The organism is Streptomyces apricus, assembly GCF_008369065.1.
Lineage (GTDB): Bacteria > Actinomycetota > Actinomycetes > Streptomycetales > Streptomycetaceae > Streptomyces > Streptomyces apricus.
Map to the genome: position 1 here is coordinate 50,024 of NZ_VDFC01000036.1, position 12,846 is coordinate 62,869.

The window sequence follows — 12,846 nt, forward strand, 5'->3', positions numbered from 1 at the left end:
ACCGCTCGCGCACCGTCCGTGCGGGGTCAGGACAGTTCTTCGGCGACGGCGCGCACGTACGCGCCGTATTCGGAGGAGGGCTGCCGGCTGCCGAGTTCGTGGCAGGCCGCCGCGTCGATGAAGCCCATCCGCAGCGCCACCTCCTCGACGCAGGCGATCCGCACGCCCTGCCGCTCCTCCAGCACGTGCACGTACTGTCCTGCCGCCAGCAGGGAGCCCGGGGTGCCGGCGTCGAGCCAGGCGAAGCCCCGGCCGAGGTCGACCAACCGGGCCTTGCCGCGCCGCAGGTAGTGCTGGTTGACATCGGTGATCTCCAGTTCGCCGCGGGCCGAGGGCCGCAGGTTCTTGGCGATGTCGACGACGTCGTTGTCGTAGAAGTACAGGCCCACGACGGCCCGGTTGGAACGCGGCCTGGCCGGTTTCTCCTCGATCGCGATCAGCCGGCCGTCCGCGTCGGTCTCACCCACCCCGTAGCGGTGCGGGTCCTCCACGGGGTAGCCGAACAGCACGCAGCCGTCGATGTCGTCCGGCGAGTTCCGCTGGAGGATCTCGTAGAAGTTGTGCCCGTGGAAGATGTTGTCGCCCAGCACCAGCGCGACCGGGGCGTCGCCGATGGCGTCGGCGGCCAGCACGAACGCCTCGGCCAGACCGCCGGGCACCGGCTGCTCCACGTAGTCCAGCCACAGCCCCAGATCGGAACCGTCGCCCAGCAGCCGCCGGATCTGCGGCAGGTCGGCAGGGGTGGAGATCACCGTGATCTCGCGGATGCCGGCCAGCATCAGCACCGACAGCGGGTAGTAGATCATCGGCTTGTCGTTGACCGGCAGCAGTTGCTTGGACACCGCCACGGTCACCGGGTGCAGCCGGGTCCCGTGGCCACCGGCGAGCAGGATGCCCTTCATGCGCTTGACGGGTCCGGCCGCGCCCTGCCGAGGGGGCGCCGCGGCGCCCCCTCCGGGGTCGGGTGTCACCGGCATGGTGATCACTCCGCCGCGGGCCGCCGGTCGCCGCGCTCGGCCGCCAGCCGCTCCAGTTCGGGCACGATGTCGTGCGGGGTGGGCAGGGCCAGCAGCTCCGTGCGCAGCCGGTCGGCGTTCTGCCGGAACCCGGGTTCGGCCAGCAGCCGGGCCAGCTTCTCCCGCAGCGTGCCGGCGGTGAACTCCGACGGGTCGATGACCAGTGCCGCGCCCTGCTGCTCCAGCGCGGCGGCGTTGCCCTTCTCGTCCCKCAGCCAGCCGGGGACGACGATCTGCGGGACCCCGTGCCGCAGGGCGTTCTGCAGGGTGCCCATACCGCCGTGGTGGATGATCGCCGAACAGGTCGGCAGTACCTCGTTGAGCGGCACGAAGTCGACGATCCGGACGTTGTCCGGCAGGCCCGACGCGGACAGTGCCGCGGCGGCCTCGGCGCCCGCCGTCGCAATGAGTTCCACTTCCAGGTCGGCCGCGGCCGCGAGCAGGTCGGAGATCGGGAAGCCGTCCGTGTACGCGCCCGGCAGCGACAGCCCCAGGGTGAGGACGACCCGGGGCAGCTTGGGCCGCTCGTGCACCCAGTCGGGCACCACGGCGGGCCCGTTGTACATGACCGGGCGCACGGGCAGCCGGTCGAGGCCGGCCGGGACGCGCACCCACGACGGGAGCGGGTCGATGGTGCGCTGGCCGACGACCAGGTCCTCGCCGAAGGCCCCGGCGGCCTCCGGGTCCAGGCCGAGCGAGCTCAGCCGCGCGGTCATCCAGCCCGCCATCGGGTCCACCCTGTCCTCCGGTGTCTGCTCCGCGCCGCGCGCCAGGAACACCTCGCGCATCCGGGCCCAGTGGTCGGTGCCGAACAGCAGCCGCGCGTGCGCCGCCCCGCAGGCGCGGGCCACCACCGGGCCCACGTAGGTCATGGCGTCCCAGACCACCAGGTCGGGCTGCCACTCGCGGGCGAAGCGCGCCAGGTCCTCCAGCACGGTCTGGCTGCCGACGCCCTCGGCGACGTAGGTGTACGCCCCGAACGTGTCCCGGACGTACTCCCAGGTCAGCTTCTGCGGGTCGGTCTCGGTGAGGTCGTAGCCGGTTCCGTAGCCGGGTTCGCTGCTCTGCGCCGACTGCTGGGACCGCTGGAGCAGGGCCAGCTCCTCGCCCACCGGGACCGCGGTGAGCCCGGCGCGCGTGATCGTTTCGGTGAGGTCGGGCTGACTGGCGACCCGCACCTCGTGCCCCGCGGCGCGCAGTGCCCAGGCGATCGGAACGGAATTGTAGAAGTGCGAATCGAGAGCCAGAACCGTGAAAAGCACGCGCATGCGAATTCTCCCGTCGGACACGGAACATCGGATTGCGACGGTATGGAGGGCGCTCCGGGCGGCCAACCCCTAGGAAGACCCTGCTGCCCTTAACCCGCCCCCGACGCAGGCCGGTCGGCGTTAGGGGTTCTCCCGCGCCGCGCCTTCCCCCATATTCGGGCGCAGCGCAACGGAGGGTGAGTGGATATGCAGGGTGAATCCCGTACGGGTGCCCGGTCGGGCTCAGCGGTTGTGTTCCCCGGTATGGGGGCGTCGTCCTTCGCGGACGTGGGCAGGTTCATGGTGGCCAATCCGTTCGCCCGTCGGCGGGCGGCGATCGCCGGAGAGGTCCTGGGCTATTCCCTGATCGACCGGTACCGCGACTCCGAGCACGACTACACCGAGGCGGCGCAGGTGGCGTTCCTGGCCAACTGCCTGGCGCTGGCCGAGTGGGCCGAGGCGGAGCTCGGCATGGCTCCGCAGCTGTGCGCGGGACCGAGCTTCGGCGGCAAGACCGCCGCCGTGTACGCCGGCTGTCTGCCGTTCTCCGAGGCCGTGCTGATGACCGCCCGGCTCGCGCGCTGCCAGGAGGAGTACTTCGCCTCCGAGCACAGCGACGTGGTGACGCTCTCGCTCGTCCGCACGCCGCGCGCGGGGCTGGACGAGGTGCTGGGCGAGCTGGACGAGCGCAACGAGTGGTACGACATGGCCTGTTACATCGACGACGACTTCCACATGGTGTCGCTGCGCGAGGCGGCCCTGGACGGGTTCATGGGGCGCGTCCGTGCCCTCGGGGGCATGTCGCTCTACACGATGCGTCCGCCGCTGCACTCCGCCGCGTTCGGCGCGCTGCGCCGCAAGGCCGAGGACGAGGTCCTCGGCGGGCTGTCCTTCGCCGATCCCCTCCTGCCGGTGGTCTCCGACCACGACGGCACGCTGCTGAGCACCGGGGAAGAGGTCAGGACGCTGCTGCTGGACGGCATCGTCCGGCCGCTGCGCTGGCCCACGGTGGTGGACACCCTGCTCCGCCGGGGCGTGGGCACGGTCCACGTCGCCGGCCCGGACAGCCTGTTCGGGCGGGTCAGGCGCACCACCGCCCATTTCGAGGTCGTCCGGGTCAATCCGTGGCTGGCGCTCCAGCCGCGGCGGCAGGCCGCGGTCCGGGCAGGGGGTGACGGACGATGACCGGGGCATCTCCCCGGGGCACGCCCGGCGCCCTCGGTGCCGCCCTGCACGGCCGCTTCCTGCACGGTCTGGCCGTCGCCCCGCGGCGGACGGCGGTGCGCGGTCCCGGCTGGTCCCTGAGCTACGAGGCGCTCCACGAGCGGGCCCTGACCTGGGCGGGCGCGCTGCTGCGGGCAGCGGGGCACCGGCCCGCCGCGGTCGCGGTGCTGGCCGCCAAGGGGCCGCACGCCTACGCGGGAGTGCTGGCGGCGCTCTACGCGGGCGCCGCGGTGGTGCCGCTGAGCACCGGCTTCCCCGCCGCCCGGACCCGGCACATGCTGGAGGCGGCCGGGGTGTCCGCGGTGATCGCGGACGCCGCGGGCCGCGCCGTGCTGGCCGGGGTGCCCGGCCCTGCCCCGGGTGTCCCGGTGCTGGCCCCCGACGAGGTGCGGGCCGGCTCGGTGCCGGTCGACGCGGCGCACGCGCTGGGCGAGCCACTGCCGGCCGCCGCGGGGGACACCGCCTACGTGCTGTTCACCTCCGGTTCCACCGGGCGCCCCAAGGGGGTGCGGATCTCGCACGGCAGCACGGCCCACTACTTCCATGTCCTCGACGCGCGCTACGACTTCGGCCCGCAGGACGTCTTCTCCCAGATCTTCGACCTGAACTTCGACTGCGCCATGTTCGACCTGTTCTGCGCGTGGGGCGCCGGTGCCACCGTCCAGCAGGTGCCGGCCGCCGCGTTCCGCGACGTACCGGCGTTCGCCGCCGAGGCGGGTCTGACCGTGTGGTTCTCCACCCCGAGCACCGTCTCGCTGGTCCGCCGTACGGCCGGTCTGGGCGCCGGATCGCTGTCCGGCCTGCGCTGGAGCATCTTCGCCGGTGAGGCGCTGAAGTGCGCCGACGCCGCCGACTGGCAGCGCGCCGCCCCCACGTCGACCGTGGAGAACCTGTACGGGCCGACCGAGCTGACGATCACGATATGCGGCTACGAGTGGTCGCCGGAGACCACTCCGGGGCTGGCCGTCCACGGCATCGTCCCGATCGGCGCCGTCCACAAGGGACATGACCACCTGCTGATCGACGAGGACTGCGAGCCGGTGTCCGGCGAGGGCGAACTCGTCGTCACCGGCCCGCAGATGACCTCCGGCTACCTGGACCCGGCCGACCACCGGGGGCGGTTCGTGACGCACGACGGGCGCACCTGGTACCGCACCGGCGACCGCGTCCGGGAGGTAGCCGACGGGGTCCTGGCCTATGTGGACCGGCTGGACGCCCAGGTCCAGGTGCAGGGCTGGCGCGTGGAGCCGGCCGAGATAGACCAGGCGCTGTGCGCGTGCGCAGGTGTCGAGGAGGCCGTCACCGTGGCCGTGCCCGCGGCCGGCGGCGACCTGGAACTGGTCGCCTTCTACACCGGCAGCCCGACGCCCGCGGCCCAGCTGGCGCGGGGACTGCGGGACGTCCTGCCCGAGCGGCTGGTCCCTCGCCGCTACGCGCACCTGGCCGCGTTCCCCCTCAACGCCAACCGCAAGATCGACCGGGGCGCGCTGCGGGCGAGGGCGGCCGCGCCGCCGGGTCCGGCGCGAGCGGCCGCGGTCCCCGCGCGAACGGCCCCGCCTGCGCCTAGGGGGCGGTAGGGGTGGGGGCGCCCGGCGGGTGCGGTGACCATGGCGACGACCACAGGCCCGTCAGGAGGCGACCCCATGCCGGACACGGCACGTGACAGCACCACCTGGATCCGGCGGTTCCACCCGGCGCCCGGTGCCGGGGCCCGGGTGGTGTGCTTTCCGCACGCGGGCGGATCGGCGAGCTTCTACCGCCCGGTGTCGACGGCGCTGCGTCCCGGCATCGAGGTCCTCGCCGTGCAGTACCCGGGGCGTCAGGACCGGCGCGCCGAGCAGCCGTGCACCGACCTGCGGACGCTGGCCGACCGGACCTTCGACGCGCTGGAGCCCTGGCTCGACCCTCCGCCGGCGCTCTTCGGGCACAGCATGGGTGCCCTGATCGCGTACGAGATCGCCCTGCGGATGGAACGGGAGTCCCGTCCGGCGGCCGTGCTGATCGCCTCCGGACGGCGCGCTCCCTCACTGGGCGGCAGCGAGAACGTGCACCGCCGCGACGACCGCGGGATCGTCGCCGAGATGAAACGCCTCAGCGGCACCGACGCGCGGCTGCTCGACGACCCGGAGATGCTGCGCGCCGTGCTGCCCGCGGTACGCGCCGACTACCGGGCCGTGGAGACCTACACGGGCGATCCCGGGGCGGCGCTGTCCTGCCCGGTCGAGGTCTTCGCGGGCGACGACGACTCCCAGGTGACCCCCGGACAGGCGCACGCCTGGCACCGGCACGCGGCCGGGGACTTCGCCGTCCGGTGGTTCTCCGGCGGGCATTTCTACCTCACGGAACAACCGGCCGCGGTGATCGCGCGCCTCGGCGAGACCGTGCGGTCGTACAGCTGAATCCGGCACGTCGCCCTGTCCGGAGGGGGTCCCCGCCCCGGGGGGGGGCCGTCGGTGCCATGAGTCCGCGGAATCCGCGGGCTTCCTGGAATTCCTGGAATCGTGGAGTACGCGAATGAGCCAGACCCCAGAGTCCCAAGACACCGGCAGCGGCGGGGCGGCGCTGCCCTCGCGGCTCGCGGGTCTGCCCGCCGGTGCGCGCAGGGCGTTGCTCCTCGACCTGGTGTGCGCGCAGACGGCCGCGGTACTGGCGGCGGTCCGCCAGGAGGCACCGGGGACCGTCCACGTGGACACCGGTCTACCGTTCCAGGAGCAGGGGTTCGACTCGCTGGCCGCCGTGGACCTGCACACCCGGCTGGTCAACGCCACCGGGCTCGACCTTCCGGTGACCCTGGTCTTCGACCACCCGACGCCCGGCGCGCTGGCCCGCCACCTGGAGGACCTGGCGCTCGGCGGTCCCGCCCGGACCGGGGGCGCCGAACCGGTACGCGGTCCGGCGCCGTCCGACGACCCGATCGCGATCGTCTCGATGAGCTGCCGCTTCCCCGGCGGCGCGGACACCCCCGCCGGACTGTGGCGACTGATCGCCGAAGGCCGTCATGTGCTCTCGCCCCTGCCCACCGACCGCGGCTGGGACACGGAGGCGCTCTACGATCCCGATCCGGGCAGGCCGGGCACCAGCTACGTGCGCCACGCCGCCTTCCTGGAGGGGGCCGGGGAGTTCGACGCCGACTTCTTCGGGATCAGCCCGCGCGAGGCGACCGCCATGGACCCCCAGCAGCGGCTGGTCCTGGAGCTGTGCTGGGAGGTCCTGGAGCGGGCCGGCCTGGACCCGCACTCGCTGCGCGGCAGCAGGTCGGGCGTGTTCGTCGGCGCCGAGCCGCAGGAGTACGGGGTACGCCTGCACGAGGCACCCGACGGGCTCGACGGCCACCTGCTGACCGGTACCGCGCCCAGTGTCGTCTCCGGCCGGGCCGCCTACGTGCTGGGCCTGGAGGGCCCGACGCTCACCGTGGACACGGCCTGCTCCGGTTCGCTGGTGGCGATGCACCTGGCCTGCCAGTCACTGCGGGCCGGGGAGTGCGAACTCGCCCTGGCCGGCGGAGTGGCGATCATCGGCAACCCCGGGGTGTTCACCGCCTTCAGCCGTCAGCGCGGCCTCGCGGCCGACGGCCTCTGCAAGCCGTTCGCGGCGGCGGCCGACGGCACGGGCTGGGGCGAGGGCGGCGGCGTGGTGCTGCTGGAGCGGCTCTCCGACGCACGGCGCAACGGCCACCGGGTCCTGGCCGTCGTCCGGGGCTCGGCGGTCAACCAGGACGGCGCCTCCAACGGCCTGACCGCCCCCAGCGGGCCCGCGCAGCAACGGGTCGTCCGCCAGGCCCTGGCCGGCGCGGGCCTCACCGCGGCGGATGTGGACGTGGTCGAGGCCCACGGCACCGGCACCACCCTCGGTGACCCGATCGAGGCCCGGGCACTGCTCGCCACCTACGGTCAGGACCGTCCGGACGGCCGGCCCCTGTGGCTCGGGTCCGTCAAGTCGAACATCGGCCACACCCAGGCCGCGGCCGGGATCGCCGGGGTCATCAAGATGCTGATGGCCATGCGGCACGGCACGCTGCCCCGGACACTGCACGTCGATTCGCCGACCCCGCACGTGGACTGGTCCGCCGGATCGGTGGAACTGCTCACCGAGGAACGGGCGTGGCAGGCCGAGGACCGCCCGCGCCGGGCAGGTGTCTCCTCGTTCGGGATCAGCGGCACCAACGCCCACGTCATCATCGAGCAGGGAGAGGATCCCGCGCCGCCGCGGGAGCAGCAGCTGTCCTCCACCGTTGCGGCGGTGCCCCTGGTCGTCTCGGCCAGGAGCCGGGAGGCGCTGCGCGCGCAGGCCGCACGTCTGCACGCCTACCTGGCGGGGCACGACACGGACCTGACGGAGGCCGGGTACGCACTGGCCACCAGGGCCGCCATGGAGCACCGCGCGGTGCTGCTCGCGGACGACCGCGACCACGCACTGCGCGCGCTGTCCGACCTCTCCCACCCTCCGGACGGCGAGGGCGGCTCCCCCGGGCTGTTCACCGGCGCACCCGGGGGCGGCCGGACGGCGTTCCTGTTCTCCGGCCAGGGCAGCCAGTGGCCCGGCCTGGGCAAAGAGCTGTACGCGGCGTTCCCCGTCTTCGCCGAGGCGCTGGACGAGGCCGTGGGACATCTCGATCTCCAGCTCGACCGACCGCTGCACGAGGCGATGTGGCCCACCGGAACCGCCGGCGTCGCGCTGCTGGAGCAGACCGGCTACGCCCAGCCCGCGCTGTTCGCCTTCGAGGTCGCGCTCAGCCGGCTGCTCCGGTCGTGGGGGGTGACACCGGACTTCGTCGCGGGCCACTCGGTCGGCGAGCTGGCAGCCGCCCATGCGGCGGGCGTACTGACCCTGGAGGACGCGGCCTTCCTCGTGGGCGCACGGGCCCGGCTGATGCAGGCGCTGCCCGAGGGCGGCGCCATGGCCGCGGTACGGGCGTCCGAGGAGCACGTACGTGCCCTGATCGGCGGCCGGACGGACATCGCCGTGGCCGCTGTCAACGGCCCCGGTTCTGTGGTGGTCTCCGGTACGCGCGACGCGGTGGCCGCGATCACCGCACAGCTCGGCGGGGCGACCGCGCTGCGCGTCTCGCACGCCTTCCACTCCCCGCTGATGGAGCCCATGCTGGCCGAGTTCCGGCAGGCCGCCGAACTGCTCGACTACGCGCCGCCGGCGATACCGGTGATCTCCAGCCTGACGGGCGCTCCGGCCGACGCCGGTCAGCTGTGCTCGCCCGAGTACTGGGTGCGGCACGTCCGCGAGGCCGTCCGGTTCGGCGACGGGGTGGCCGCGCTGCGGGACGCCGGTGCGGACACGTTCGTGGAGGTGGGCCCTGGCGGCACACTGGCCGCGCTGGCCGAGCAGCAGCTGACCGGCCCGGCCCTGTGCACCGCGACGCTCCGCCGGGGCCGGCCCGAACCGGCCGAGGTGCTGCGGACGCTGGCCCTGCTGCACACGCACGGCAGGACCGTCGACTGGCTGCGCGCGTTCACCGGCCGCCCGGCGCGGCCGGCCGAGTTGCCGACCTACGCCTTCCAGCGACGCCACCACTGGCTCCGGGTTCCCGCCGCTCCCGGCGACGCGGCCGGGTTCGGCCAGACGTCCGCCGACCACCCGCTGCTGGGCGCGGCACTGCCCCTGCCCGGCTCCGACGGGCTGGTCCTCACCGGCCGGCTGTCGTCCACCACCCATCCGTGGCTGGCGGACCACGTCGTCCTCGGCACCGTCCTGCTGTCCGGCACCGCCTTCGTCGAACTGGCCGCGTACGCCGGGGAACGGACCCGCTGCCCGCGCGTCGACGAGCTGACCCTCCAGGCGCCGCTGGCCGTGCCCGAACGCGACGGCATCGGATTCCAGGTCGTGGTGGGCGGCCCCGACGAGACGGGCCGCCGGTCCGTGGAGGTGTACTCCCGCCCGGCGGACGCCCCCGAGGACGAGTCCTGGGCCCTGCACGCGACCGGCCTGCTCTCTCCGGACGGTGGAGCCCGGGCCGACAGCGGGGCAGAAGCCGGAAGCGGGGACCGTCACGAGAACCGGGACAGCGGGACCGGTCGCGAGAACCGGGACGAGGACGGTGGCGGCCATGCCGCCTGGCCCCCGGCCGATGCCGTCCCTCTCGACGTCTCCTCCCTCTACGCCGACCTCGCCGCCCGGGGGTACGTGTACGGCCCGGCGTTCCAGGGCGTGCGGGCGGCGTGGCGGCACCAGGGCGGTGTGCTGGCCGAGGTCGCCCTGGCCCCGGAGACAGCGGCCGAAGCCACCTCCTTCGGCCTGCACCCCGCCCTGCTCGACGCCGTCCTGCACAGCGCCGATTTCCTCTACGGCGACACCCTGCCGACCGAAGAACAGGCCACCATCCCCTTCGCCTGGTCGGGCGTACGCCTCCACGCACGCGGCGCGGCCACCGTGCGGGCGCGGATCACCGGGGCCGGCGGACAGGCCGGCTCCGACGCCCTGTCGTTGGAGATCACCGATCTCAGGGGTGCCCCCGTGGCCTCGGTCGCCTCCCTGGTGTCCCGTCCCTTCACCGCCGATCAGGTCCGGGCCGGCGACCACCCGGTGTACGCCGTCGACTGGCAGCGTCTGGCAGCGCCCGAACCGCCGCCCGCCCCTCCCGGTCGCTGGGCCGTGGTGCGCGACGCGGCCGAACTGCGCTCACTGACCGACGCGGACGGCACGGCCGCGGCACCCGAAACGATCATCGCCGACTGCACGCCCGCCGAGGACGGCGGGACACCGCACCGGCTGCGCACGGCCACCTCGACCGCACTCGCGCTGCTCCAGAGCTGGCTCGCGGAGGAGCGGCCGCCCGCTTCCCGCCTGATCCTGTCGACCGCCGGTGCCGTAGCCCTTCCTGCCGGCGCCCTTTCTGCCGGTACCCTTCCGCCCGGCGCCCCGCATGTCGACCCGGCGGCGGCTGCGGTATGGGGCCTGGTGCGCTCGGCCCAGGCGGAACACCCCGGGCGTTTCCTGCTCGTTGACGACGCCCCCGGCGTACACACCCCACCGGAACGACTGGCAGCCGCGGCGCTGGCCGGCGGCGAACCGGAGATCGCAGTCCGAGACAACAGCACATGGGTTCCGCGCGCCGCGCGCCTGCCGGCTCCCGAGACCGGAGCCACGGCCCCGCCCCTGTGGGATGCCACGGGTACGGTCCTCATCACGGGTGGTACGGGTGGTCTGGGGGCGTTGGTGGCCCGGCACCTGATCACCCGCCATGGGGTGCGGCAGTTGCTGCTGACCAGTCGCCGGGGCATGGCGGCCCCCGGCGCCGGTGAGCTGGTGGCGCAGTTGTCGCAGCTCGGTGCCACGGTGCGGGTGCAGGCCTGTGACGTGGCTGACCGTGACGCCCTGGCCGCGCTCCTGGCCGGGATCGATCCCGAGCACCGGCTGACGGGTGTGGTGCATGCGGCGGGGGTGCTGGACGATGCCCTGCTCGCGGATCTGACGCCGCAGCGCCTGCAGAAGGTGCTGGGACCCAAGGCGGACGCGGCCTGGCACCTGCACGAACTCACCCAGGACATGAACCTGACCGCGTTCGTGCTGTTCTCCTCCTCGGCCGGTCTGCTGGACGCCCCGGGCCAGGCCAACTACGCGGCGGCGAACACGTTCCTGGACGCGCTGGCCCAGCTTCGGCACGGCATGGGCCTTCCGGCACAGTCCCATGTGTGGAGCCTGTGGACGGGTGACGAGGGCATGGGAGCCGGGCTCGGCGCCGTCGGCCTGCGGCGGATCGCACGACAGGGCCTGGCACCGCTGTCCCCCGGCGAGAACCTCGCCCTGTTCGACCGCGCGCTGGCCACCGCCGACACAGCCGTCGCGCTGACGCTGCGGATCGACCGGGCGGCAGTCCGCGCGCGTGCCGACGGCATTCCCCCACTGCTGCGGGGCCTGGTCCGCGCGCCGCTGCGGACCGCCGCCACCACGACCGGGACGCAGAGCCCGGCCACGGCCGGACTGCCGTTCGCCCGGCGACTCGCCGAACTCACCGAGCCAGAACGCGACCGGTTCGTCCTCGACCTGGTGAGCAGCCACATAGCCACGGTCCTCGGCCATGAGACCGCCGGCTCCATCGATCCCGACCGGTCGTTCCAGGATCTGGGGTTCGATTCCCTGGCGGCCGTCGAACTGCGCAACCTGCTCTCCACCGCGACCGGTCTGCGCCTGTCCGCCACCCTGGTCTTCGACCACCCCACCTCTCGCGCACTGACCGCCCTCATCACGAACACGGCCCTGGGCACCGTGCCCACGACATCCGTGACGCCGTCCGTCTCCGACACCGACGAGCCGATAGCGATCGTGGGGATGGCGTGTCGGTATCCGGGGGGTGTGGGCAGTCCCGAGGAGTTGTGGCGGKTGGTGGCGSAGGGCGTTGACGGGGTGGCGCCGTTTCCCGCGGACCGGGGCTGGGATCTGGAGCGGCTCTACGACCCCGAGTTGTCGCGGCCGGGGACGAGTTATGTGCGTGAGGGCGGGTTCCTTACGGATGCGGCCGGGTTCGATCCGGAGTTCTTCGGCATCTCACCGCGCGAGGCACGCGAACTGGATCCGCAGCAGCGGATGCTGRTGGAYGTGTCSTGGGAYGCYRTGGAYCGTGCCCGGATCGTGCCCGCATCGCTGAGGGGGACGCCGACGGGGGTGTTTGCGGGGGTGATGTATCACGACTATCCCACGGGGGCGAGTGCGGGCAGTGTGGTRTCGGGTCGTGTTGCTTACACGTTGGGGTTGGAGGGTCCGGCTCTGAGTGTGGATACGGCGTGTTCGTCGTCGTTGGTGAGTGTGCATCTGGCGGTGCAGGCGTTGCGCAGTGGTGAGTGTGGTCTTGCGCTGGCCGGTGGGGTGACGGTGATGTCGACGCCGGAGACGTTCGTGGAGTTCAGCCGTCAGGGGGCGCTGTCTCGTGACGGTCGGTGCAGGTCCTTCTCCCGGGATGCGGAGGGTACCGGCTGGTCGGAGGGSGTSGGSGTGCTRGTRCTGGAGCGGCTCTCGSAGGCGCGGCGCAACAATCATCGGGTGCTGGCGGTGGTCCGGGGTTCGGCGGTCAATCAGGATGGTGCGTCGAACGGGTTGACGGCTCCGAACGGTCCGTCTCAGCAGCGGGTGATCCGGCAGGCGCTGGCCGGTGCGGGGTTGTCGGTGGCGGATGTGGATGTGGTGGAGGCGCACGGTACGGGGACCACTTTGGGTGATCCGATCGAGGCGCAGGCGCTGCTGGCCACCTATGGGCAGGGTCGGCCGGAGGGCCGGCCACTGTGGCTGGGCTCGCTCAAGTCCAACATCGGGCACACGCAGGCGGCGGCCGGGGTGGCGGGTGTGATCAAGATGGTCATGGCGATGCGCCACGACCGGTGTGATCAAGATGGTCATGGCGATGCGCCACGACC

Annotated in this window: 6 protein-coding genes; 4 read left to right on the top strand and 2 right to left on the bottom strand. The window is 73.3% G+C overall.

The window, feature by feature from the left end:
• Positions 1-26 precede the first annotated feature (26 nt).
• Both rfbA and FGF04_RS12545 read right to left on the bottom strand, forming a co-directional pair.
• A complete protein-coding gene (gene rfbA, locus FGF04_RS12540) occupies positions 27-902 on the bottom strand; it encodes a glucose-1-phosphate thymidylyltransferase RfbA (protein WP_149511397.1) in 876 nt (291 codons plus the stop codon).
• 80 nt (positions 903-982) lie between these two features.
• A complete protein-coding gene (locus tag FGF04_RS12545) occupies positions 983-2,284 on the bottom strand; it encodes an activator-dependent family glycosyltransferase (protein ID WP_149511385.1) in 1,302 nt (433 codons plus the stop codon).
• A 243-nt stretch (positions 2,285-2,527) separates the two neighbouring features.
• On the opposite strand from FGF04_RS12545, the gene FGF04_RS12550 reads away from it, so the two are divergent.
• The 4 genes from FGF04_RS12550 to FGF04_RS12565 form a co-directional block, all read left to right on the top strand.
• The gene (locus tag FGF04_RS12550; RefSeq protein ID WP_235882305.1) at positions 2,528-3,448 is read left to right on the top strand and encodes an ACP S-malonyltransferase; all 921 of its coding nucleotides are present in this window, start codon (positions 2,528-2,530) and stop codon (positions 3,446-3,448) included.
• Entirely contained in the window at positions 3,445-5,064 is a 1,620-nt protein-coding gene (locus FGF04_RS12555; protein WP_149511387.1) for an AMP-binding protein, read from the top strand. Before FGF04_RS12550 ends, FGF04_RS12555 begins: the two co-directional genes overlap by 4 nt.
• Positions 5,065-5,130: 66 nt before the next feature.
• A complete protein-coding gene (locus FGF04_RS12560; RefSeq protein ID WP_149511388.1) occupies positions 5,131-5,886 on the top strand; it encodes a thioesterase II family protein in 756 nt (251 codons plus the stop codon).
• Between the two features lie 115 nt (positions 5,887-6,001).
• Positions 6,002-12,846, top strand: a 6,845-nt coding sequence (locus FGF04_RS12565) for a type I polyketide synthase (protein ID WP_149511389.1), incomplete at its 3' end; no start/stop codon positions are given.